The sequence below is a fragment of the Thermostichus sp. MS-CIW-37 genome, assembly GCF_054060065.1.
In genome coordinates this window covers 16,618-39,864 of sequence record NZ_JBSSCV010000023.1, presented here as the reverse complement: position 1 = coordinate 39,864, position 23,247 = coordinate 16,618, and the positions used below count along the sequence as shown (strand labels likewise).

The 23,247-nt window shown below is 58.8% G+C and carries 18 protein-coding genes; 6 read left to right on the top strand and 12 right to left on the bottom strand.

Features of this window, described 5'->3' with window-relative positions:
• Positions 1–21 precede the first annotated feature (21 nt).
• From accC to trmFO, 8 genes are all read right to left on the bottom strand, one after another.
• A complete protein-coding gene (gene accC, locus ACVWYZ_RS10750; RefSeq protein WP_457467041.1) occupies positions 22–1,374 on the bottom strand; it encodes an acetyl-CoA carboxylase biotin carboxylase subunit in 1,353 nt (450 codons plus the stop codon).
• Between the two features lie 158 nt (positions 1,375–1,532).
• Positions 1,533–2,468 carry a 4-(cytidine 5'-diphospho)-2-C-methyl-D-erythritol kinase gene (gene ispE, locus ACVWYZ_RS10745; protein WP_457467040.1) on the bottom strand — a complete coding sequence of 312 codons (936 nt, stop codon included), beginning with the start codon at positions 2,466–2,468 and terminating at the stop codon, positions 1,533–1,535.
• Between the two features lie 105 nt (positions 2,469–2,573).
• Positions 2,574–3,026: a hypothetical protein gene (locus ACVWYZ_RS10740; protein WP_414388642.1), complete on the bottom strand. Its 453-nt coding sequence runs from the start codon at positions 3,024–3,026 to the stop codon at positions 2,574–2,576.
• A 246-nt stretch (positions 3,027–3,272) separates the two neighbouring features.
• Positions 3,273–5,294 (bottom strand): FHA domain-containing protein, encoded by a 2,022-nt coding sequence (locus ACVWYZ_RS10735; protein WP_457467039.1) that lies wholly within the window; start codon positions 5,292–5,294, stop codon positions 3,273–3,275.
• Positions 5,295–5,469: 175 nt separating this feature from the next.
• The gene (locus ACVWYZ_RS10730) at positions 5,470–6,012 is read right to left on the bottom strand and encodes an FHA domain-containing protein (RefSeq protein WP_414419741.1); all 543 of its coding nucleotides are present in this window, start codon (positions 6,010–6,012) and stop codon (positions 5,470–5,472) included.
• Positions 6,013–6,542: 530 nt separating this feature from the next.
• Positions 6,543–7,007 carry a hypothetical protein gene (locus ACVWYZ_RS10725; RefSeq protein ID WP_414332256.1) on the bottom strand — a complete coding sequence of 155 codons (465 nt, stop codon included), beginning with the start codon at positions 7,005–7,007 and terminating at the stop codon, positions 6,543–6,545.
• A 118-nt stretch (positions 7,008–7,125) separates the two neighbouring features.
• Complete coding sequence (locus ACVWYZ_RS10720) at positions 7,126–8,337, bottom strand: acetate kinase (RefSeq protein ID WP_457467038.1); 1,212 nt, start codon at positions 8,335–8,337, stop codon at positions 7,126–7,128.
• A 110-nt stretch (positions 8,338–8,447) separates the two neighbouring features.
• Positions 8,448–9,827: an FADH(2)-oxidizing methylenetetrahydrofolate--tRNA-(uracil(54)-C(5))-methyltransferase TrmFO gene (trmFO, locus tag ACVWYZ_RS10715; RefSeq protein ID WP_457467037.1), complete on the bottom strand. Its 1,380-nt coding sequence runs from the start codon at positions 9,825–9,827 to the stop codon at positions 8,448–8,450.
• Positions 9,828–10,010: 183 nt separating this feature from the next.
• Here trmFO and trpD point away from each other — a divergent pair, with 183 nt between their 5' ends.
• The gene (trpD, locus tag ACVWYZ_RS10710) at positions 10,011–11,042 is read left to right on the top strand and encodes an anthranilate phosphoribosyltransferase (protein WP_414329730.1); all 1,032 of its coding nucleotides are present in this window, start codon (positions 10,011–10,013) and stop codon (positions 11,040–11,042) included.
• Positions 11,043–11,093: 51 nt separating this feature from the next.
• Here trpD and ACVWYZ_RS10705 read toward each other — a convergent pair whose 3' ends face one another.
• On the bottom strand, positions 11,094–11,720 hold the full coding sequence (locus ACVWYZ_RS10705) for a nitroreductase family protein (RefSeq protein ID WP_011431721.1): 627 nt from the start codon (positions 11,718–11,720) through the stop codon (positions 11,094–11,096).
• 275 nt (positions 11,721–11,995) lie between these two features.
• On the opposite strand from ACVWYZ_RS10705, the gene dapA reads away from it, so the two are divergent.
• On the top strand, positions 11,996–12,916 hold the full coding sequence (gene dapA, locus ACVWYZ_RS10700; RefSeq protein ID WP_414329732.1) for a 4-hydroxy-tetrahydrodipicolinate synthase: 921 nt from the start codon (positions 11,996–11,998) through the stop codon (positions 12,914–12,916).
• Between the two features lie 219 nt (positions 12,917–13,135).
• Positions 13,136–14,971, top strand: coding sequence for a ribonuclease J (locus tag ACVWYZ_RS10695; RefSeq protein ID WP_457467036.1), 1,836 nt, complete (start codon positions 13,136–13,138; stop codon positions 14,969–14,971).
• Positions 14,972–15,042: 71 nt separating this feature from the next.
• Here ACVWYZ_RS10695 and ACVWYZ_RS10690 read toward each other — a convergent pair whose 3' ends face one another.
• Entirely contained in the window at positions 15,043–16,002 is a 960-nt protein-coding gene (locus ACVWYZ_RS10690) for an SGNH/GDSL hydrolase family protein (RefSeq protein ID WP_457467035.1), read from the bottom strand.
• A 160-nt stretch (positions 16,003–16,162) separates the two neighbouring features.
• Here ACVWYZ_RS10690 and ACVWYZ_RS10685 point away from each other — a divergent pair, with 160 nt between their 5' ends.
• The 3 genes from ACVWYZ_RS10685 (at position 16,163) to purD (ending at position 20,124) form a co-directional block, all read left to right on the top strand.
• Positions 16,163–17,452 (top strand): HD domain-containing protein, encoded by a 1,290-nt coding sequence (locus ACVWYZ_RS10685; RefSeq protein WP_457467034.1) that lies wholly within the window; start codon positions 16,163–16,165, stop codon positions 17,450–17,452.
• 83 nt (positions 17,453–17,535) lie between these two features.
• The gene (locus tag ACVWYZ_RS10680) at positions 17,536–18,726 is read left to right on the top strand and encodes a glycosyltransferase (protein WP_457467033.1); all 1,191 of its coding nucleotides are present in this window, start codon (positions 17,536–17,538) and stop codon (positions 18,724–18,726) included.
• 102 nt (positions 18,727–18,828) lie between these two features.
• Positions 18,829–20,124 carry a phosphoribosylamine--glycine ligase gene (purD, locus tag ACVWYZ_RS10675; protein ID WP_457467032.1) on the top strand — a complete coding sequence of 432 codons (1,296 nt, stop codon included), beginning with the start codon at positions 18,829–18,831 and terminating at the stop codon, positions 20,122–20,124.
• Between the two features lie 366 nt (positions 20,125–20,490).
• Here the strand turns inward: purD and ACVWYZ_RS10670 are convergent, their stop codons facing one another.
• Both ACVWYZ_RS10670 and ACVWYZ_RS10665 read right to left on the bottom strand, forming a co-directional pair.
• On the bottom strand, positions 20,491–20,979 hold the full coding sequence (locus ACVWYZ_RS10670) for a nitrate reductase associated protein (protein ID WP_457467031.1): 489 nt from the start codon (positions 20,977–20,979) through the stop codon (positions 20,491–20,493).
• A 24-nt stretch (positions 20,980–21,003) separates the two neighbouring features.
• Complete coding sequence (locus ACVWYZ_RS10665) at positions 21,004–23,139, bottom strand: molybdopterin oxidoreductase family protein (RefSeq protein WP_457467053.1); 2,136 nt, start codon at positions 23,137–23,139, stop codon at positions 21,004–21,006.
• Between the last annotated feature and the right edge of the window lie 108 nt (positions 23,140–23,247).

Here is a 23,247-nt window from a genome sequence, read left to right as displayed (position 1 = left end):
GCTCCAGCTTGGACTCGGCCCCTACCCCGGCATCAAATGCTGAGCGATGAAGTCCGTGTACACTTCGCCCCTCAAAAAAGCCTCGTGGCGCAGGATCTGCTGGTGGAAAGGGATCGTGGTGGGCACCCCAGTGATGGCGCATTCCCCCAAAGCCCGCTGCATGCGGCGGATGGCTGCTGCCCGGTTAGGCCCCCAGACGATCAGCTTGCCCAACAGCGAATCGTAATAGGGGGGAATGGTGTAGTCGGTGTAGATGTGGGAATCCATGCGCACCCCCGGCCCCCCAGGGGGCAAATAGGCACTGATCGTGCCAGCGCAAGGCCGAAACTGCTGCTTGGGATCCTCGGCGTTGATGCGGCATTCGATAGCATGGCCCCGCAACTCCACATCCTTCTGGCGAAAGGTGAGGGGTTGACCTTGGGCAATGCGAATCTGCTCGGCAATCAGATCCAGCCCGGTCACCATCTCAGTAACCGGATGCTCCACCTGGATGCGGGTATTCATCTCGATGAAGTAGAACTGGCCATTTTTGTCCAGCAAAAACTCCACCGTGCCCACCCCCACATAATTCACCACCTTGGCCGCTTTCACCGCCGCTGCTCCCATGCGGGCGCGCAAGCTTGCAGTCAAAGCCGGGCTGGGGGCCTCTTCCAACAGCTTTTGATGCCGCCGTTGAATGGAGCAATCCCGCTCGTACAGATGCACCACATTGCCCTGGCTATCCGCCAAGATCTGAAACTCCACATGACGGGGGCGCTCGATGAACTTCTCCAAGTAAACCCCGCCGTTGCCAAAAGCTGCTTGGGCTTCCCCCTGAGCGGTGCGCAGCATCTTCAGCAGCTCCTGGGCATCCCGCGCCACCCGCATACCCCGCCCCCCGCCACCGGCGGTGGCTTTGATGATCACGGGGTAGCCGATTTTCTCCGCCAGCTTCACTGCCTCCTCCTCAGAGGTGATCAACCCGCGGCTGCCCGGCACCGTCGGCACCCCCACCGCTTGCATGGTCTCGCGGGCCGTGGCCTTGTCGCCCATCTTGCGCATCGCCTCTGGCGAGGGGCCGATGAAGATCAAGTTGTGGTCGGCACACATCTCGGCAAATTTGGCATTCTCCGCCAAGAACCCATAGCCCGGATGAATGGCAGTGGCTCCGCGGGTGAGGGCTGCCGAGATGATGTTGGGGATGTTGAGGTAGCTTTTGACCACCGGGGCATCTCCTACGCAAACAGCCTCGTCCGCCAGTTGGACATGCAGAGAGTTCTGATCCGCGGTGGAGTAAACGGCCACCGTTCGGATCCCCATTTCCTGACAGGTGCGGATGATGCGCAGGGCGATCTCACCTCGGTTGGCGATCAGGATCTTGGTGATGGGCGGCATGAGGGAGGTTCAGAGCAGAGAGATGGATCGACCGCCGAAGCCAGCGGTCTGTGAACACAAGGTTAAATTTAGATGCTTATCCTAACTACTATGCCAAGTCGAGGGAAGAGTAGAGAAGGCTGGTGGGGATCCCACATTCAGCCCATCCAGTCGACAACCTAGGTAGGACTGAGGCTACAGGGATCCGGCTGCAGCAGAATCCCAGTGGGGGCAAACTGCGTCACCCAAAACTCTACATCCTGAAACTGGCGACGCAGGGTGTCGCGCACTTGGGCGGCCAGCTCCAGGCTGGGCATGATCCCGAAGACCGTTGGCCCCGACCCCGACATCAGGGATCCCAGGGCCCCCGCCGAGAGAAGAGCTTGGCGCAGTTCCCCTACAATCGCGTACTCCGGCAAAACCACCTGTTCCAGGTCATTGCGCAAACTCCTGGCCAATGCCGGCGGATCCTGACGGCTGAGAGCCGCCAACGCCTGCGGCAAGGTGGGCAGCGCGGGTTTGGGTAGGGCATCCCCTCCCAAGCTCCCCTGACGAGAACGAAAGGCTCGATAGGCCCAGGCGGTGGAAACCCCCAGGTGCTTGGGCTTGGCCAGCAGCACAGGGATCCCTTCCCAATCGGCCAGCGGCTCCAAAACTTCCCCGCGCCCGGTGGCCAGTTGCGTTCCCCCCTGGATACAGAAGGGAATGTCGGATCCCAGACGGGCTGCCAAGCTCTGCAACTCTCCCACCGTCAGGCCCAGCCCCCACAGTTGGTTTAACCCCACCAAAACCGCCGCCGCATCAGCCGAGCCCCCCGCCAAACCTGCTGCCACCGGAATGTGCTTTTCGATGTGAATCTCCACGCCAGCGGCAGAGTGACACTCTTTTTGCAGCAGCTCAGCGGCTTGATAGGCAAGGTTGCGGGCATCTGCAGGCACTTCTGGACGATCGCAGGTGAGGTGGATCCCGTGAGGACGGCTCTTCAACTGCAGTCGATCCGCCAAATGAATGCTCTGCAACACCATCGCCACCTCTGAATACCCATCAGGACGGGAGCCGAGGATTTCCAGGTAGAGGTTGATCTTGGCGCGGGCAATCAGGGTACAGGCTTGCATGGGGCAAAAATCTGGGTCAGCAACAACTTTTCAACTCCCCTCAGCCTGTACAGACTTATCCGGGGAGATCTCCCAGCCTGATTCTAGCGGCAGTGGATCCCCTCTCTAGCTGCCAGAGCGAGGCCATGGCCCCAGCCACTCTCCACCGCGAAAGCGCCAGCGGGGAAACAAAATGCGCATCACCACCCAAGCGCTGAGGTAAAGGCAAACCCAGACCACACTGTAGTGGAGAATAAAATCTCCCAAGTCAAACCGTTGGGTTGGGATATAAGGAAGACCCACCACCTTCAAGACTGTACCCAAAAAAAGCCCTTCCCAAATGCCGGCCAAAAGCTGAAGGATCCCAGGCCAATCGTGATCCCACATCCACCCCATCAGATAGTTATAAACGACATCCCAAACACAGCCAAACAGACCTACGTAGAGCAATACCCAAAAATAGGTGAGGCTGCCGCCATGTCCGGTGATCCCAAAATAAAAGGGTAAACTTGCCAAAACACCAACGGTGGCCAATAAGAAAATGCGAGTTTGCCAGCGGCCAATCAGGGTCGGAGTCATCTTTTCCTCCAGCAGTTTTGCCTATCGAGATCATCAGGATCCGTGTCGCTCCCAGTCTGTTTGAGGGAACCTTCTGGCCCTCACCCCCAACCCTTCCCCCTTTGGTATAGAAGAGTTGGGGATCAACGCAACACCCCTTTCACCAAGTTCAACGGGATGGGGAATAGCCATGATGTGTCGCCAACAATAGCGTTGATAACCATAAACATCCGGCAAAATCCAGGAGCGTTGCCCAATGTCGGCAAGCTAAGGGCTGATGTTCAAGGCCCACTTGCACCATTGCCACAGGGATCGGATCCCTTCTAGACCTTTGACCCCCGGTGCCCGCAGTCGAGCCAGGTGTTCCACCGAGCGATGGGCACAGTACTGTAAGCCCAAAAACGTATCTACCGGCGCATAAGGCCCGCCCAAGGTGATGATCCCGGCAGCGTACATCCGCCCATCCCGGTTGCGCATCTCCGCCAGCTCAAAATCGTTGGAAACGTGCAGGCGTCCGTGAGGATTGAGGGGCAGGTTGTAGTGGGTAATTAGATCGTTGAGGAGAGGATTGGTCATGGGATCCGAAACCAAACCCGTACAGTCGATAACGAAATCGGCCTCCACCTTTAATTGCGTGTTGTTGTGGGTACCTCGAATGTAGGTTACCGGCTTACCCTTGTCGCCGGGAACCACCGACTCCACCTTGCCGAACACAATCGAGTACCAGCCCTCTCGCAACCCTTGCCGCACGATCCGCCGCCATTTCCGCCGACTTGCTGTCGTGGTGCCGCCCCAAGCTTCCAGCAGTTCGCGCCGTTCCAGGGGGGTCGCCGCTTCCAATTTGGCCCGCAGAACTCCTCCCCAAGTGCCCTTGGGCCAGTTGAAGGGCTGAAACTCCCAATGGTTATCCACTGCCCGTTTGGCTCGTCCGAAGCGATTACCGCTTTTGGGCGCACGGCTCAGATGCACCACCGAGATGCGGGGGTTGACTTTGCGGGCTTCGTAAAGGCGTTCCATCACCTGAGAGGCGACGATCCCAAATCCCCGAATTAGGACGGTGCCACCTTGTTTCTCCAACTGCTCATAAACGTGATCATGAGGCTCATAGCCGTGTACCACCGATCTCAAATCTCCTGTTTTTTCGCGAAACTCCTGCAGGTCGTTGAGCAACTTGATGGCCGGATATCCAGTTGCCAAATGGAGATACTTGGCCACCATAAAACGGTGATCCGTATGGCCGGGCCGCGTTGCCGAATAGGCCACCACATATCGCCCATCCTCCGTTTTGCGAATGGCGCGAATATGGCCGTAACACAACATTTGCTCCCAACCAATTCGGGCTGCCTCCCGATCCATTGAGGCAAATACATCCCCCGCCCGCGGCGTATAGGTATCTGCCAACAAGGGCTCACTAAATACCTGCCACAAAAAGCCGAATGCTTCCAACAATCGGCCGGAGAAAAAGGAACGCCAAGCATCCCGCAGAGCATAGCCAGGCCAGCCCCAAATGTTGTCTGGACAAGAATCGGAGCCAGAGCGAATTCGCTTCCAGCGGGGGATCTGGCAGTTGGTCAAAAGCCGTTCATACCGTTCGTAGGGTTTGCGGGCAATGCTGATGACGCGGATGTGTTCCGGTCTGACCCCGTAGATGCGCAGGGTATCCACCCAGACAAAGCTGCCGATACCGCCGCCCAAGGCCAAATAGAGGGTCTCTTCCACAGGTAGTCCGGTGGCTTTGAGGGCGCTCAGGGCAATTTGCTCAGCTCGAAACAAATCCGGCGGCGGAAAATCCGAGCCAGGCCGCACCTCGGGAAGCTGCTCTGGGGCAAAAACCACCGTGGAAGCCGGGGGAACCTCAAATGCGGTGTCGGGTTGGGTGGCCGGGCGAATCAGTTCGGTGCGCGGCTCCAGCAAAAGAGTAGGGGTGCCGGTCAAAAGGGTGGCATTGGGATCCCTGGGGGACACCAAACCCACGGTGATGCTGTAGGGGCCAAGCTCCACCACTTCTCCCCCCTGGAGCACCCGGCGTGCCTGACGGATTTTTTCCCCATTGATGCGGCTGCCGTTGGCACTGCGATCTTCATAGATGACCTGGCCATCCTCACCGAGATAGACGAGGGCGTGATAACGGGAGATCTCCTGGCTGGCAAACACAGCCCGCGCCACTTCTCGACCTTGCCATTCCTGTGGCAATTGGGCCAGCTCCCTGCCCAAGGCGAGAGGCAATGGAAAAATCAGCTCCTGCTGTTCTTCGGTGATGGGATCTTCCCAGCTCAGTTGAATTTGCATAGCTTCTGCTTACCTTTACAAAGATCATGAAGAGGCCATTGAGAAAACACAGAACAGCGCGACCTCACAGGTCACTTTTGGTTTGCCCGGGATCCCTTTTTTCTATCCCCCACGGACTTGGATCAGCCACTGGGATCTGTAAGAAGAATTAAGAAGAATAGAAAGGGTTGGTCCTCTAGAGAGGAGGTTGTGGGGCTTTGCCAGCTTCTGGAGGAGGGATCACCAAGGTAGCGCTCAAGACCAAATGTCCACAGTAGGGACAATTCTGACCCTGATATTCTGGGGGCAGGTAGTGAGGGTTTTCCAGGCGGCTGCACTTAACCTTGAGGGTGTCCAAAGTGCCGCGGCTGAGGGGAACCCCCTGATTCTTCCTGGCAACTTCTATGGACTTCACGCTCAGCACAACGCGCCCCAATTGAATTTGGCTATTGGCCTCAAGCGCAAGCTCTTCCTGAATTATTTTTCGGCCATTCACCCAGACAGGGTTGGGCTGCTTAGGAGGCAAACGATCCCGAGTTAAGTTGCGAATGTGAAAGTTTAAGGTTTTGGGATCAAAATAAAGCCCGGCGTGAACTCCTGAGACCGAGCGAGTTGGGTCATTGAGCACCACATCACAGCTGGGATCCCGTCCAATGGTAACCAGCTTAGAGGGAACAGGCGAAACCGTTTGCGATCGACGCCGGTCGGCTTCGGTCCATTCTAAAGTGAGTTGACACACGATCCCATTCTCCACCGTTCAGTGCCTCCATTCCCTGTGATCGGCTTCAGCTTATCGAAAGGTCAGCTTGGGAAAAGCAGAAGATGTCTTTTTTGTCAAAATTGTTATCTTTTTGGATAACTATAACCTACTCCCCTGACCAAAGGCTTGCGCTGATCCGGATCACCTGAGTTGGGGTCTCCGAGTTACATTCCTGCTGGAGACCGTGCCCAAACGCTCCGCGCCGCTTCCGCGACCACCCTCAGCTCCTCTTCCAGAGGGAGAGGGGAGCCAGACGGAAAGGTTTCATTCATGATGTTTAGACCATGATGTTTAGAGTGACTACATACTCGACTTTATCCCCACCCGATTTGAAGCAACAAAACTCGATCTCCTCAGGAACGGCGAGGCCGTTCAAGTTTGACCGAGGTGGCCTGATCCCTTGGCCGGAAGCCTCAGAAATCCACCTGAGAGATAGGGCCTAGAGTGAGTTTTGAGTTTCTGGGGATCCTGCAAGACTAGTATCCTCTGTGTCTTTATCCAAACCGTTTTCAAAGCACTCCGGTAAATGGGAAACTGCCGCTGCCCAGCCGCTCCTGCCGATCGAACACACTGATGGTGAGCTGATGGGATCCCGTTTGAGTGAGGGTAAAGCGATTCTGGGTCAGGGTCAGCCCTGTAACGGTGCAGGTGGTCGCCCCAACGAAGCAGCCGGGCAACTGAGCGGCATCAAAAGCTCCCAGAGTTACGAAATTGCCCAGTGGGGTGGTGACGGAAGCCAAAAAGGCGTTGGAACCCCGGATCCCGGCAGGGGCCTCTACCCGGAAAGACACCACAAAGGTTGGAGTTTGCCCCACCAAGACGGTGCGCGGAGAGAGATCAGTAATGGTGAGGGACGGAGCAGGTATGGGAGGCGGCAGGGGCAGAAGATCGCTGCTGCCGGTCGTGCCCCCACACCCCACCAGAACACTGCTCAGCAGCACCAGCAATGGGATCCGTTCATGCCTTCGCTGCATGGTTTTCCTCCACTCCAAAAGGTCTTCTTTTTTTGAGCTTATTGTCTAGAGTTTGTCTCCACCAAGCCAGCGGGCGGAAAGGAGAGAACCTGGCAAGCAGCGGCCTGGGATCCTTCGCTTATTCCCCTTGCAAAAGGTTTTGGCAAGCTGTGGCAATGGCCCAGTCCTCTTGGGCTGAGATCACCAGAACCCGCACCGGAGCATCCGAAGTGCTGATATCGCAGTTGCGGGGGGATCCGGCATTCAAAACCGGGTCGATCTGGATCCCCAAAAAACCCAGATCTGCACAGGTTGCTGCCCGCACCGGCGCCGAGTTTTCCCCAATCCCCCCAGAGAACACCAGCGCATCCAGCCGATCCAAGCTCATGAGCATCGCCCCAATCTGGCTGCGCAGACGGTGGACAAACAGATCGAAAGCCAGCTCCGCCCGGGCATGGCCTGCCTCCATTGCCTCCAACACAACCCGCATATCGCTGCTTAGGCCGGAAACGCCCTTCAGCCCTGATTCTCGGTTCAAGATCCGATCCAGTTCATCCACGCTCATGCCCTGGCGCAACTGATGGATCAAAATGCCCGGATCCACCGACCCCGACCGGGATCCCATCATCAAGCCCTCCAGGGGGGTATAGCCCATGGTGGTATCCACGCTTCTGCCCCCGCGAATAGCCGCCAACGAACAGCCGTTGCCCAGGTGACAGGTGATCAGCCGCAACTCTTCCAGGGGTCGGTTCAAGATCTCGGCAGCGCGACGGGCGCAATGCTCGTGGTTAATGCCATGAAACCCGTAGCGGCGGATCCCTTGTTCAGCCCAGGCATAGGGGAGGGGGTAGAGGGCTGCTGCCGGGGGCATTTGCTGGTGGAAGGCGGTGTCGAAAACGGCCACCTGAGGGATCCCGGGCAACAGTTGACTCAGCAGACGAATGCCGGCTAGCGCGGCAGGGTTGTGGGCTGGGGCCAAGGGGATCAGTTGCTCGATCGCCCTCTCCACCTCTGGCGTAATTAAGGTGGGCTGCCGGTACAGGGATCCCCCATGCACCACCCGATGGCCAACGCCGCCGATCTCAGCCGCCTGGGAGAGCAGGGATCCCTCCCCTTGCCAGAGGCTTTGAAACAGCGGGGCCAATTGGCCGATCCCCCTCTCAGGTGAAACGGAGGGAAAAGGTTCCCACCCACCGCCTCGCCGACGGGTCTGGATGAGGGCCTCCCCCGGCTTGTAGGTGAAATCCACCTGGGCTTGCCAGATGGGCGTGGCCTCCACCCTTCCCTCAACCGCCAGAAATAGGGAGGATTTGAGGCTGCTGGAACCGGCATTGACGACCAGAATATTCACAGCGTGTCTTCGTCGGCCTTCGCAAGGCTTATCGACTTCAAGCTAACGCTCAATCTCGACTTTGACTTAGGACTGCAACCGTTGGTAACACGCTCCAGCCTGGGCCTCCCCTAGGCAGTTTGCACTTGGCGCACCAACCCAGTCGCCCTCAGAGCAGCCAAAGCGCGATCCCGGTAACGGCCATAGCGCTCCTGCTTGTTGCGAAGCTTGCGCCCCTCCAAATCCGGCAACAGCCCAAAGTTGGCCGGCATCGGCTGAAAGTGCCTGGGATCGGCGCTGCTGATGAACTGAAACAGGGATCCCATCATTGTTTCGGGGGGCAGCGTGATCAAGGGCAACCCCAGAGCCAGGCGGGCGGCGTTCTGTCCGGCCAACCATCCCCCTGCCACCGCGCAGGCATAGCCCTCGGTGCCCACCAACTGGCCGGCGGCAAACAGCGTGGGTCGGCGACGAAATTGCAAGGTCGGCCACAGAAGCTGGGGCGAATTCAAAAATGTATTGCGGTGCATCACCCCAAAGCGGACAAACTCCGCCTGTTCCAGGCCGGGGATGAGGCGAAAGACCCGCTGCTGTTCTCCCCATTTCAAGTTGGTTTGAAAGCCCACCAAGTTCCACAGCTGCCCTGCTTTGTCCTCTTGCCGCAACTGCACCACCGCGTAAGGACGGGATCCCGTGCGCGGATCCACCAGCCCCACCGGCTTCAAGGGGCCGAAACAGAGGGTGTCTTTGCCACGGCGCGCCATTTCTTCAATCGGCAAGCAGCCCTCGAAAAACTTGCGCTCCTCCCGTTCAAAATCCTTGAGGGGCGCCTGCTCCGCCTCCACCAGCGCCCGCCAAAACCGTTCGTACTCCGCTTCCGTCATGGGGCAGTTGAGATAGGCTGCTTCCCCCTTGTCGTAGCGGGAAGCCTGAAACACCACCGCTCGGTTCAACGAATCCCCGGTAACAATGGGGCTAGACGCATCAAAAAAGCTCAGGTACTCCAGGCCCGTAAAGGCTTGCAGTGCCTTGGCCAGGGGATCGCTGGTCAGAGGGCCGGTACAGAGGACGGCAATGCCCTCCGGGATCTCCGTCACCTCCTCCCGACGCAGGGTGATGCGGGGATGGTTTTGAATGGCTTCCGTGAGAGCCTGGCTGAAGCGGGCCCGATCCACTGCCAATGCCCCTCCTGCCGGCACTGCATGGCAATCCGCCGTCGCGATCACCAGGGATCCCAGTTGTCGCAGTTCTTCCTTGAGTAGCCCTGCCGCCCGATCGCTGGCCGCAGCCCCAAAGGAGTTGCTGCACACCAGCTCCCCCAACTGATCGGTGTGATGGGCCGGGCTCTGGCGCACGGGGCGCATCTCCGAAAGAATGACAGGCAACCCTGCCTGGGCAATTTGCCAAGCGGCCTCTGTCCCCGCCAACCCCCCGCCCACAACATGGATGGGGGCGAAGGCTCCCGCTCGTGCAAGCGGGCTGGAAGCCCTTGGGTTAGTTGGAGGGTTCATCACAACCTCCGGGAGGGAAGAGAAGAATAGAACGCACCCTGCCGAGGCCGGAAACGGCCCAGGTCAGACCCACTATACCAACTATCAGCATGGCCCGACCTGCACGAGGCAAGTGACCCAGAGGCGGGATACGCTACTAGATACGCTACTATGAGTACCCGCTGACACCCAGGATCCCGACCCATGACGGAAACGGCTGACCTTTGGCCACAGCTTTTGGGGCAGTTGCTGGATCGGCAATCTCTCAGCGAAGCCCAAGCTGAACAGTTGATGAACGGTTGGCTCCAGAACCAAGTGCCAGATGTGGTGTCGGGGGCGATTCTGGCGGCCCTGCAAGCCAAGGGTGTGAGCGCTGGTGAACTGGCCGGCATGGCACGAGTGCTACAGCGGGCTTCGCTGGGATCCCCGCTGGACTTGCCTCTCCTGGTGGATACCTGTGGCACCGGCGGCGATGGGGCCGGCACTTTTAACATTTCCACGGCGGTGGCCTTTGTGGTCAGTGCAGCCGGGATCCCGGTGGTTAAACATGGCAACCGTTCCGCCTCTGGCAAGGTCGGCTCGGCGGATGTGCTGGAGGCCCTGGGGGTGAACTTGGGGGCTGAGCCAGAGCGGGTGCGGGCGGCTGTGGCGGAAGTGGGCATCACCTTTTTGTTTGCTCCCCAGTGGCACCCGGCCATGCGGGCGGTGATCCCCTATCGGCGGGCCCTCAAGGTTCGCACCATTTTCAACCTGTTGGGGCCCTTGGTCAACCCCCTCTATCCCAACCGCCAGGTGATCGGGGTTTACGCCCAGGAGCTGGTGCCGGTAATGGCAGAGGCCCTGCGCCTGTTGGGACGGGAAGGGGCCATTGTGTTGCACAGCCGCGAAGGTCTCGACGAGGCCGGTCTGGATCAACCCACCGATCTGGGCATCCTGTCCGGTGGGCTGGTACGGACGGAAGTCTTGAACCCTGCAGATTACGAGCTGACCCTGGCACCCACCCAAGCTCTCAAGGGGGGGGATGTGGCGGAAAATGCCGCCATCCTCACCCAAGTTCTCCAGGGATCCGGGACGCCTGCCCAGCAGGATGTGGTGGCCTTGAATGCTGCTTTGGCCCTGCAGGTGGCCGGAGTGGCCCCCGATTGGAGAGCCGGGATCGCCCAAGCTCGCGAGATTCTCGCCAGGGGTGCCGCTTGGGATCGCTTGCAACAGCTGGTTCATTTTCTCAAGGCTTGATGCCGGTAGGAGCCCAGGAGAGGGCGACAGGGATCCCACCTGAGCCTAGGGCTAAAACTCCCGCCCTCGCCCAAAGGCCAGAACTTCATCCACCCCCAAGCGAGGCTTGCGCGGCAGGTTACCCGCTGCCGCATATCCAACCGCCAGCAGCATCACCGGCACGTAGCGGTCGGCAATGCCGAACTCCCGCTTTACCCCTTCCGGATCAAAGCCGATCATCGGCCCGCTCACCAAACCCTTGGCCTGGGCTGCAATCATCAGCGCCATGGCAGCCATCGCCCCAGAGCGAATCGCTTCATCCCGCGCCAAGGTGGGATTGTGGAGATAGGTTGCCTGGGCCATGTTCACCCAGCCTTCCGCTTTTTCGGGGGGGAGGATCCCGGCAGCAACGCTTCTTTGCACAATTTCAGGCAGTTTCTCATACCCCCGCAGATCCCCCAGGATGATAAACACCACCGATGCATCCGCCACCTTCTGTTGGTTGTAGGCCAGAGATTTGAGGCGCTCTTTGTCTTCCGGGTCGGTGACCGCAACAAACCGCCAGTGCTGAATGTTGAAGGAAGAAGGAGCTTCCGTAGCATAAGCCACCAGCTCTCGGATCTCCGCTTCCGATAAACGGCGGCTGGGATCCAATTTGTCGGCGGAAATGCGCTCTTTCAGGGCAGTTAGGGCGTCCATAGGGATCCTCAAGTGTCGGTAGAAAGGCTGCTCCCCCCAAAGGTAGGGGCAGGATTGGCAAATGGCTATACATTCCGTGTTCAAACGGTCTGTCTTCTTTGTTATCTCCCTTTTATCCAGTCTGTGGCAACCGGGTGAGGCACAAACTGGGCCTTGGCAGGGCAGGCAAGCGGGATCCCTAACGCAAAGGCAGGTATGATGGAAAAACAAACTGGTCTCATCTGGGTCGCCCGGTTAATCGTCGGATTGGTGTGGTTGATGGGGAGAAGCAATCGGTGAACTTCGGTCGAGTGCTGACGGCCATGGTTACCCCCTTTACTGATGAGGGGGAGCTTAACTACGATGAGGCCGCTCGTTTGGCCGATTACTTGGCAACCCACGGCAGTGACGGCTTGGTGGTCTGTGGCACCACAGGCGAATCTCCCACCCTAACCTGGCAAGAGGAGTATGAGCTGTTCCGCGTGGTGCGAGATGCCGTAGCCGGTCGGGCTAAGGTGATCGCCGGGACGGGATCCAACTCCACCCGTGAGGCCATTGAAGCCACAAAAAAGGCCGCTCAACTGGGTTTGGATGGCTCTCTGCAGGTGGTGCCCTACTACAACAAGCCTACCCAGGCCGGCCTTTATGAGCACTTCAAGGCCATCGCCCAAGCCAGTGACCTGCCCATCTTGCTCTACAACATTCCCAGTCGGACAGGGGCCAGTTTACAGCCGGAGACCGTAGCGAAATTGGCAGAATTGGAAACGGTTGTCGCCATCAAAGAAGCCAGTGGTATGATGGATGTAGCTTCGGAAATTCGGCGACTCACTCCCTCGCGTTTTGCCATTTATTCGGGAGATGACTCTTTGACGTTGCCACTCCTATCTTTGGGAGGCAGCGGTGTGGTCAGTGTAGCCAGCCACCTGGTTGGGTTGCAGTTGCAGGAGCTGATCCAGAGCTACATCAGGGGGCAACACGATCAAGCTTTGGCCCACCACCTGCGCCTGTTTCCGTTGTTCAAGGTTTTATTCATCGAGACCAACCCAGTTCCGATTAAGGCCGCATTGGAGATGCAGGGTTGGCGAGTGGGTCGGGCGCGCCTTCCCCTAGCGCCTCTACAGCCCAGTTCTCTGCAGGTTTTGCGACAGGTGCTTGAAGAGATGGGCCTACTGGCTGAATCGAAGGGATCCGAACAAATGGCGACGAAAGTTTCATGATTGCATTTTTAGGCTTTGCTTCTGCCATGACCACGGTTTTCAGGGGTTTACAAGGGGCTCTTTTGTGGCGTTTGACCTGTGGGTAGGTAGCTTTTTCCCTGAAAAGCTCTTCCCCGGCCTGGGAAATGGATGAGTTGCGGCTTTCGCCCACAACTTTGTCGGGGATAGCCTGCGCCTATTTCTGTTTTTGTTTTTTTACTGTTGAGGATCTAAACCCATATGCCAACACCACGTTCTTCAGTTGTTTCTCGTTCTGTAACCCCACAATCCACCTCTTCCGTTCAGATGATTCCGCTGGGCGGCGAACGGGAGATCGGCAAAAACACATGGGCCTTCCGCTACGAGGATGACATCATCCTCTTGGATGCCGGTTTGGCTTTTCCCGATGAGAGCATGCACGGCATTAACATCGTGCTGCCGGACATGACCTACATCAAGCAAAATCGGGACAAAGTGCGGGGGATGGTGGTTACCCACGGCCACGAAGATCACATCGGTGGCATCCCGTATCACCTGCGGGAATTTGATATTCCGGTCATCTACGGCCCCAGATTGGCGCTGGCGCTGCTGGAAGAGAAATTGCGGGAAGTGGGCCTGCTCAACCGCACAGAGCTGCGTCCTGTTGGCCCCCGTGAAATCGTTCCCTTGAGTAAGCACTTTTTTGCCGAATTCATTCGCAACACCCACTCTTTTGCCGATAGCTTTACGGTGGCTCTGCACACGCCTGTGGGCGTCATTATTCAGACCGGCGACTTTAAGATCGACCATACCCCCGTGGATGGGGAGTACTTCGACCTGCAGCGGTTGGCCGAACATGGAGAAAAGGGAGTGCTCTGCCTGATCAGCGACTCCACCAACGCTGAAGTGCCGGGGTTCACCCCCTCTGAAGCCTCAGTGGTGCCCGGTCTCACCAAGGCCATTGCCGGAGCCAAGGGACGGGTGATCATCACCACCTTTGCTTCTTCGGTACATCGTCTCAACTTGGTGCTGCAGATTGCCGAACAGCAAGGTCGGGTGGTGTCTCTGCTGGGCCGCTCCATGCTAAACGTGGTGGCTCATGCGCGGCGCTTGGGCTACATCCGCTGCAAGGACGAGACGCTGCAGCCAATGCATGTGATCAACAGCCTGCCGGATGACCGGGTGATCATCCTCACCACCGGATCCCAGGGAGAACCGCTGGCTGCTCTTACCCGCATCGCCAACGGCGAGCACCCGCAGTTGCAAATCAAGCCAGGAGACACGGTGGTGTGGTCGGCCAACCCGATCCCTGGCAACACCATCGCGGTCTCGCGGGTCATTGACAAGCTAATGGAGCTGGGAGCCAATGTCATTTACGGCAAAGACAAGGGCCTGCACGTTTCCGGCCACGGCTGCCAGGAAGACCAAAAGCTGATGATTGCCCTCACCCGCCCCAAGTTCTTTGTCCCCACCCACGGGGAATACCGCATGCTGGTCAAGCACGCCGAAACCGCCATGAGCATGGGGATCCCGCGGGAAAACATTGTAATCATCGACAACGGCGATGTGGTGGAGGTGAACCGGGAGCGCATTGCCATCACGGGCCGCGTCCCCTCTGGCCTACAGATGATCGCCGCTTCCCACGATGGAGTGGTGATGGATGAGATGATGCAGGAGCGGCAGCAGATCGCCAAAGACGGTATGGTGACGGTGGTGATCAGCCTGGACGGCAGTGGCCAGTTGCTCTGCACCCCACAGGTGCAAACCTTTGGCTTGGCGGGGGAAGGGAACCAACTCAAGGGATCCGACCTGAAACCCCTTCTGGAGAACACCCTTCGGCAAGCGTGGCCCCAATTTGCTCGCTCGCTGGAGCGGGGCAGCCTGGACATCGACTGGGCCGGCCTCAAGGGCGAAGTGGAGCGGGTGGTGCGCCGTTTCTTGCGAGAACAATTGCCCGGCAGGCCCACGGTGGCGGTTTTTGTGCAATCCCCTGAAGAGGAGTCTGTGTCTTCCCTGAGTGTGGAAACCCAACCGGAGCCGGTAGCGGGTGCTCTGGGCCGGCGGCGGCGTTCCTCGGCAGCGGTAGCTGCTTCCTAAAACTGGCCCGTTCTCCGTGGCTGGATCGTCTAAGCGCCTTTGGGATCCCTTGCCGAGCGCAGGGATCCTTCCTATTGTGCCGGCTTGTATCCATCCGTGAGAAAACTGCGGAGGGCGGACTCTGCCGCCGCATCCCATTGCAGGGATCCCACCTCGCTAAAGGGAGGGCAGCGGGTTTGGGGAGGGATCGGTTGCCGAAGGGCGCTCAAGAAGGCATCGGCCAAATCGGCGTAGCCCCGGTCGTTGGGGTGAAAGCCGTCGGCCAGCGGGCCGGGAAAGAAGGACTCGCGTCGGTAGGAGCGGGGATCGCAGAGCAAGTCCACCACTGGGATCCCCTGTTGGCTTAAGGGGTTGATGGCCCGTTGCGTGAGGCCGACCGAGATCAGGGAGAGCAGTTGGCGCACGCTGCTGGGTTGCTGCTGACCCAGAGGAATCAGGGCGAAGTTGGGCAGGTTGGCCACCGCCAGGCGAGCTTGAGGGGCACGGGCACGCACCGCTTGCAGCAGGGTTTGGTAATCGGCGGCGAATTGTCGGATCTGCTGATCGACGAAGGGCAAGGGATCCTCACCTTGGAGAGCCCGTTGAGCCGCCGCCAGAGCGATGGCGTTGGTATCGTTTCCGCCCACCCAAATGGTGATCAGGGTGGCATCGGGGGGAAGGCGCGGCACTTGATCCTGCAGCAAATTGGCCGGGATCCCCTGCCTCAGGGCTTGCATGGCGGGGCTGAGCACCGCTCCCGAACGGCCCAGGTTGATAAGCTCCACTGGGCCGGGCAGCAAGCGAGCCAGGCGGGGCACATAGGCCGTTCCATTGGGGCAGTCCAGGGGCTCTGAGCGCTGGGGTCGAGTGCCGGCGGCGTTGGCTGGGCCATCACAGGAAATGGAGGCGTTGTAGCCAACGGCATCGCTGGCTCCCAGGGCAACGTAGCGGGTGAGGGTGGGTGGGCTGGGCACAACAGGGGATCCAGAACTGGCAGAGCAGCCGGTTAGCCCCAAACTGAGTATCAAAATCAGCAGGGAGAGGAGGAACACTCAGCTGTCTTGTTGTCTTGGAGTCGAGTTTTCTGGGGTTCGGGTGCTGGCATCCTTTGCAGAGAGAGGCATGGGAAAGCGGGCATAGATAGGGCGAGGCGGGAAGCACCCCCAGACAGGCTAGCCAAGGATCCCAAAATCGGCGAGGTATGGTGGGAGTATGCCGCTACGGTTTTGCAAGTCCCGCACCTACCACGATCCCCTGCATGGCGCCATCAGCCTGAATGGAGGGGACGCGGTTGAGGCTCTGCTCATTCGCCTGATCGATACACCGGCCTTTCAGCGGCTGCGCCGCATTCGCCAGTTGGACACGGCCTTTTTTACCTTCCACGGGGCAGAGGGATCCCGCTTTACCCATTCGGTGGGAGTGTTGCAGGTAACGCGGCGGCTGTTCGACAAATTGGCCCATCGCTACCCAGAGCTGCGCCCCTATCGGGCGGTAACCTTGGCCTCGGCTCTGCTGCACGACATTGGCCATGCCCCTTTTAGCCATGCCGGGGAAGAGATCTTCGGCTGCCGGCACGAGGTTTGGACGGCCCGCATTCTCCGGGAGGATCCCCAGGTGAGGACGCTGCTGGCGGAGTTTGATTCCCAACTGCCGGCCCAGATGCAGCAAGTGCTGCAGAAGCAATTTCCCCTGCCGCTGGTGGGGCAACTCATCTCCAGCCAACTGGACTGCGACCGCTTCGATTACCTGATGCGGGATAGCCTGCTCACGGGTGCCCAATACGGCCACCTGGACTTGGATCGCATCCTAACGGTGCTGGATTATGACCCGGAGACGGGATCCCTGTCCATCCCCGCCCGCAAAGGCCTGGGGGCCATCGAGCACTACCTGGTGGTGCGCTATTTCATGTACACCCAGGTGTACCAGCACCCCAAGAGCCTCTGTGCCCGTTTTATCTTGGAGCGGCTATTCAGGCGGGCAGAGGCGCTCCTGCAAAGGGGGGAGATTGAGCTGGATCCCATCCTCAGCGCTTGGTGCTGGGCTTCGCTGGCGGCCCAAAAAGGGGATCCCTTCGAGTTGCCGCTTCCTCTCTACTTGGCTGCCGACGACGTTGTCTTCAGCTACCCCATGCGCCTCTGGGCCATGTCGGGGAAGGATCCCATCTTGGCGGATTTGTCGCGGCGCTATTTGGATCGGGATTTGTTCAAGGCCCGCAACATTACCCAGTTGTCTGAGGAACAACGGCAAACCCTGGTGGCTGCCGTGCAAGCCAAAATGGTGCGGGATGGGCTAGATCCGGAAAGTTACTTGGGCATTCGCTCCGCCCATGTCCAGGGCTACAGCTTCTATGACCAAGGGATCCAGTTGAAAACCGAGCGCGGCTATGAAGAAATTGCCCATCTTTCCCCTTTGGTGCGGGCCTTGGTGGAAACCCAGAGCCAGGTTTGGCTGATCTTCCCCCGGGCCTATAGCGATATCGTAGAAGGGGCTTTGTCTGCTTAGAGGATTGGGGCATCCCAGGGCTAGGGTGGGAATCCGTTCCTGAACAAATCTGAATCAAGGCAAAAAGCAAGAGGAAAGCAGACGTGGTGGAAGCAGGAGTGGGGATCCCGGAGATCCTGGTGGGTGTGTTGTCTTTAACAGCTTTGGCGATTGCCCTGGTGGCCCTGCAACTGGGGCGAGCGTTGCGGGCTTCCCCCTGGCTGAGGGATCCCCCGGCGGAACAGGCAGGGGAAATCGCGGCCGGGATGGAGCGGCTGGCGGTGATCGTGCCCGCCTACAACGAGGCCGAGAACGTGGTGGGCTGCCTGAGCAGCATTCTGGACAGCACCTCTGCCCCTTTACAGGTGTGGTTGGTGGACGATGAATCCACGGATGCCACCTGGGAGTTGGCGCAAGCCCTGGCCGCCGAACGGCAAGATCCGCGCCTACACCTGCTCAAGGGGGATCCCCGTCCCAAAGGCCAAAGGTGGGTGGGCAAAAACTGGGCCTGTGCCCAAGCCGTCGCCCGCGTAGAAGCCGACTACTTGCTGTTTCTGGATTGCGACGTGCGGCTGGGATCCGGTGCCATTGAAGCGGCCTTAGGACATTTGCTGGCAAGCGGCAGCGGCTTGGTGAGTGTAGGGCCGCAATTGGTGTGCGGTTGCCTGGCGGAGTGGCTGGTGCAACCCATCATGATGACCATCCTGGCGGTGGGTTACAACTTTGCCGCCGTGAACGATCCCGACAACCCCAAAGCCTTTGCCTTTGGTCCCTTCCTGCTGTTTCGGCGCTCTGCCTACGAGCAAGTTGGCGGGCATGCCGGAGTGGCCGATGTGGTGATCGAGGATGTGGCCCTGGGGCAACGGATCAAAGCCCAGGGGTTGGGCCTGCAAATTTGCCTGGGAGGGCCGCGGGTGCGCAGCCGCATGTATGCCAACGGGGCTGCCCTTTGGGAAGGGTGGACCAAAAACTGGTTCCTGGGCCTGGAGCGCAACTGGGCCTTGGCCGTGTTGGCGATGGTCACGGTTTTGGGGATTTGCAGCTTGCCCTGGTTGGGGGTGATCCTGGCTGGGGCTACGGGATCCCTGGAGGTGCTGTTGGCCAGCTTGGCAGGGATCCTGGCCCAATTGGCCATCCGGCTTCTGCTCCGGCATTGGGCGCATCTGCCCCTCTGCTACTGGTGGCTAACGGCAGTGGGGGGTTGGGCGACAGCGGCCATCATCTTGGCTTCGGCCATCCGCACCACCACCGGCCGCAACTGGACTTGGCGGGGCCGTTCTCTCGCCGTCCACTGACCGGAGTGCGCCAACACCCCAGAAATGGTACAAGAACATGGTCTAATGGGGGATGTTCGAAAAACAGGCAAGCTGGGTTTAGAAACAGCGGAATAGCACACCATGCAGGCTCTGGTCATCGGATCTGGGGGGCGAGAACACGCTCTGGCCTGGAAGCTGTTGCAGTCTCCCCAGGTTACTCGGATCTACTGTGCCCCCGGCAACGGCGGCATGCAGCAGCTGCCGCGCTGTCAATCCGTGGCTTTGGCGGCTACCGACATCGAAGGGCTGGTGCGGTTTGCTACCGTACAAGGGATCCGCCTGACGGTGGTAGGGCCAGAGCTGCCCTTGGTGCAGGGGATCGTGGACGCCTTCCAGGCAGCAGGGTTGCCCATTTTCGGGCCTAGCCGCGCCGCTGCCCAACTGGAAGGAAGCAAACTCTGGGCTAAGCAATTGATGCAAGAGGCGGGGATCCCGACTGCTCGCGCTACCGGCTTTGCTGAGCTATCTGCCGCTGTGGCCTATCTCGACTCCCAGAGTTTCCCAGTGGTCATCAAAAAAGACGGACTGGCTGCCGGCAAGGGGGTAACCGTTGCCCAAAACCGGGAAGAAGCCGTGCAAGCCCTGGAAGCAGCCCTGGCCAAGCCGGGCGATCAGGTGCTGATCGAGGAGTTTATCCCCGGCCAGGAGGTGTCGGTTTTGGCTCTAACCGATGGCCAGATCTGTGTGCCGCTGCCACCTGCCCAGGACTACAAGCGCCTTGGCGAGGGCGATACTGGCCCCAACACCGGCGGCATGGGAGCTCATGCCCCTGCGGATCACCTGGTCACTCCAGAAGGGTTGGCCCGCATCCAAACCCAGATCCTGGATCCCACCCTGGAGGCTTTGCAACGGCGGGGCATCCGCTACCAGGGGGTGATCTATGCCGGTTTGATGATCACGCCCAGTGGGGATCCCTACGTGTTGGAGTACAACTGCCGCTTTGGGGATCCAGAGGCTCAAGTCCTCCTGCCCTTGCTGGAAAACCCTTTGGACGAGGTGCTGCTGGCCTGTATAGAAGGACGGCTGGCCCAAATCCAGCTCAAATGGAAACCCGGCTATGCCGCCTGCGTGGTGATGGCAGCCCCAGGCTATCCCGATGCCTACGAGCGAGGGATCCCCATCTCCGGCTTGGATGCAGCTGCCACCACGGGGGCGTTGGTGTTTCATGCGGGTACCCGCCAGGCAGGCAAGCAGCTCCTGAGCGATGGCGGGCGCGTTCTCTGTCTTACCGGCCAAGGGGCAACCCTATCCGAGGCCCTGCGCCAAGCCTACGCAGCTGTGGAGCAAGTGCAGTTTCCCAAGGCCTACTATCGTTCTGACATCGGCAGCCACGCCCTGGGGCCTGCCGTCCGCCGAGGAGTGATCCCTACCCCATAAAGCCATCCCTTGCCCTCTCAGCTGCAGCCGGATGGAAGAAGCCCCAGAGGGGTCGCTCCTCCAGGGCCCATAAAGCAGCTTTGAAAAAAGCTTTGATGCTTAGACGATAGCGCTTTCGGTAACAAGACGGCAACAGTGATATCAAAAGCTCAACTCTACTTTAGATTCCTTAACAATAGCCCTCTGCTTTGACTAGGCACGGATATTGCTGAGCTGAGTCTCTCCCCTCTCGAGGGGGATCCCCCATTAGCCCACTTGAACTGTTGCGGACCCGGATCCCCTAGAGCAGGCATTTCCTCTCCCAGGGTGGAAGAGGGGTTGGGGGTGGTCGTCTGGGGCAGCGCATGGCAGAGGAGACTATCTCTCTCAAATAGATTCAGAGTAACTGCAATCACCATCCCTCGCCATCTTCAGGCCAAACTCTCGCAGAGCGGGCAAGAAATTTTTGTTTTCGTGATGGGATCGGCTCAACTTCAGCAAGGCAAATCTCTGGATATCGTGCAAGTTTCTCCAGAAATCGAGGGCAAGCCGGATCCCCAGGTCTTGAGCTTTTTGTTGGACAGCCATTGGGATCTGGTGCGGATTTTGCCATTCAGGCTGGGGGTCAATGGGAATCTCTTGCGCCTCTTCGTGGCAGATGGAGCGAACCAAATGGCGCAGATGGTTGCGGAGTTCTTCTAGATCCTGTGGAGATTCAGAGGGCCAATCAACACACTTCCGCCGCTCTTCTAAGGAAAACTTGGCCCATTGATGGAGCTTGAGCTTGATCCCGCACAAATCCAGCTTTAGGCGCAAGGTCATGGGGATGCATCGCAGAGAGTCGGCAAAATCTTGCTCAAACTGAAACAGAGTCATGGGAACCTCGATTAGGAACCAAATCTAGAGTTGAGGGGATTGCTTGAGCGGTGGGTCGGCTTTCTCAAGAGCAACGGCACAGGCTTTTAATTCCGGCTGGCCGGAATCGGGACAACTGATGTCATGGGTAAGGGCATTACACTCGGCTTGTTCTGCCCAGAGGGATCCCCAGTGCATGGGCACAAACACTGTTCCAGGGGCGATGTTGGCAGTTATCTTGGCCGGGAAATAGGCCCGCCCGCGGGCAGAACGCACCTGAACCCAATCCCCATCTTGGAGGCCCAGCTTTTCCGCATCGCGAGGATGGATTTCAATAAAGGGTTGGGGGTGCATTTGCTTGATTTTTTCAATCCTGCCGGTGCGGGTTTGGGTGTGCCAATGGCCGTAAAGCCTGCCCGTGGTTAATACGTAGGGAAACTGGGGATCCGGCGGCTCTGCTAGGCCACGGGAATGGTGGGGGATAAAGCGGGCGCGGCCATCGGGGGTCGGGAAACGCCAATCTGTGTAGAGGCGAGTGGACTTAGGGGCCGAGGTTCTTTCTTTGGGATAAGGCCATTGCTGAGGGCCTTGTTCTGCCAAAAGGGCATGGCTGAGGCCGGAGTGATCACAGAGGCGATTTGCGGTAAGGGCGGCAAATTCTGCATAAACCTCTGCCGCGGTTTGGAAGGAAAATTGCGCTTCAAAGCCCAACCTGCGCCCCACTTCAGCAAAGATCTCCCAATCGGGTCGGGCTTCGCCAGGGGGATCTCGAAAGGCTTGACAAAGGGTAACCCTGCGCTCGGAGTTGGTCATCACCCCGGTTTTCTCGCTCCACTGGCAGGCGGGCAAAAGCAAATGGGCATATTCTGCCGTTTCTGTAGGGTAATAAGCCTCTTGGTAAACGGTAAAGGGAGACTTTTTCAGGGCTTTTTTGACCCGTTCCAGATCCGGAAAGCTCACCAAAGGATTAGTGGCCACAATCCAAAAGAACTGCAGGGATCCCGTCTCCAGAGCGGCAATCATCTCGGTGGCCCTCAGCCCTGGGCAGGGAGAGAGGGAACCGCTGGGCAAACCCCAAGCCTGCTCCACCTCTGCCCGATGCTGGGGCTGGCTCACCAGCCGATATCCCGGCAGCAGATGAGATAACCCCCCCGCCTCTCGACCACCCATGGCATTGGGCTGGCCGGTCAAGGAAAAGGGGCCCGTCCCCGGTCGGCCAATTTGCCCAGTTAGGAGATGGAGATTGATTAAGCTGGTGATCTTGGCGGTGCCCTCACTGGACTGGTTTAGGCCCATCGACCAAAGGGAGAGAACCCTTTGGGATCCCTGCCAAAGCTTGGCTGCTTCGATCAAATCCTCGGTGGCAATTCCACAGCGCTGGGCTACAATCTGCGGCTCATAATCGGCCAGCAAAGCTGCATATTCGGCAAAACCTTGGGTGCAGCCCTCGATAAAATCGGTAGCCATTGATCCCCACTTCAACAGCAAATGGGCAATCCCATTGAAAAGATCGATATCCGTACCGGGGCAAATTTTTAAGTGGAGATCGGCAGCTTCTGCTGTCTGAGTGCGCCGGGGATCCACGACCACCATTTTGAGGGGGGATCCGGGCTTGTGCCGCTTCTTCAAGCGATTAAAAAGAATGGGGTGGCAATCGGCGGTGTTGGTGCCCACCAGAAAAGCCAGATTGCAGAGATCGAGATCCTCGTAGCAGCAGGGGGGGCCATCGGATCCCAGGGATTGGGTGTAGGCCGAGACGGCTGAGGACATGCACAGGCGCGAGTTGGTGTCGAAATTGTTGGTTCCCAGACAGCCTTTCATCAGCTTTTGAGCAACGTAATAGTCTTCAGTGAGCAACTGCCCCGATCCATACATAGCCATGGAGTGAGGGTTGTCTTTGAGGCGGCGCAGCCGAGAAACCATCTCCTCAAAAGCCTGATCCCAAGAAATGCGACGAAAGGGCTGGCCCAAGCTCTCCCGAAACAGGGGAGAGAGCAGCCGATCTCGACCAACTGCCTCCAGAACCGTAGCCCCCTTTACACAGACCATCCCCAAGCTGGAAGGATGCTCCCGGTCGCCTCTCATTTTCCAGTCACCTGAGGCTGTCGAAACCGCCTCCAATCCACATCCCACACCGCAATAGGGACATAGGGTTTTGATGACGGCTTTTTCCGGCTCCATCGCGGTCACCATGAGTTGGGATCCCTATTAAACGCCCAATTCTCTCGCATTTTGGATCCCTTAGCTGAGAAGAGCGGCAACTTGGATCTCCAAGCCAGGTAATACAAC

Excerpts from the sequence above, each read along its gene's own strand:
- accC (WP_457467041.1), bottom strand. The coding sequence starts at position 1,374 with ATGCCGCCCATCACCAAGATCCTGATCGCCAACCGAGGTGAGATCGCC.
- ispE (WP_457467040.1), bottom strand. The coding sequence starts at position 2,468 with ATGCAAGCCTGTACCCTGATTGCCCGCGCCAAGATCAACCTCTACCTG.
- ACVWYZ_RS10740 (WP_414388642.1), bottom strand. The coding sequence starts at position 3,026 with ATGACTCCGACCCTGATTGGCCGCTGGCAAACTCGCATTTTCTTATTG.
- ACVWYZ_RS10735 (WP_457467039.1), bottom strand. The coding sequence starts at position 5,294 with ATGCAAATTCAACTGAGCTGGGAAGATCCCATCACCGAAGAACAGCAG.
- ACVWYZ_RS10725 (WP_414332256.1), bottom strand. The coding sequence starts at position 7,007 with ATGCAGCGAAGGCATGAACGGATCCCATTGCTGGTGCTGCTGAGCAGT.
- trmFO (WP_457467037.1), bottom strand. The coding sequence starts at position 9,827 with ATGAACCCTCCAACTAACCCAAGGGCTTCCAGCCCGCTTGCACGAGCG.
- trpD (WP_414329730.1), top strand. The coding sequence starts at position 10,011 with ATGACGGAAACGGCTGACCTTTGGCCACAGCTTTTGGGGCAGTTGCTG.
- ACVWYZ_RS10705 (WP_011431721.1), bottom strand. The coding sequence starts at position 11,720 with ATGGACGCCCTAACTGCCCTGAAAGAGCGCATTTCCGCCGACAAATTG.
- ACVWYZ_RS10695 (WP_457467036.1), top strand. The coding sequence starts at position 13,136 with ATGCCAACACCACGTTCTTCAGTTGTTTCTCGTTCTGTAACCCCACAA.
- ACVWYZ_RS10685 (WP_457467034.1), top strand. The coding sequence starts at position 16,163 with ATGCCGCTACGGTTTTGCAAGTCCCGCACCTACCACGATCCCCTGCAT.
- purD (WP_457467032.1), top strand. The coding sequence starts at position 18,829 with ATGCAGGCTCTGGTCATCGGATCTGGGGGGCGAGAACACGCTCTGGCC.
- ACVWYZ_RS10670 (WP_457467031.1), bottom strand. The coding sequence starts at position 20,979 with ATGACTCTGTTTCAGTTTGAGCAAGATTTTGCCGACTCTCTGCGATGC.
- ACVWYZ_RS10665 (WP_457467053.1), bottom strand. The coding sequence starts at position 23,139 with ATGGAGCCGGAAAAAGCCGTCATCAAAACCCTATGTCCCTATTGCGGT.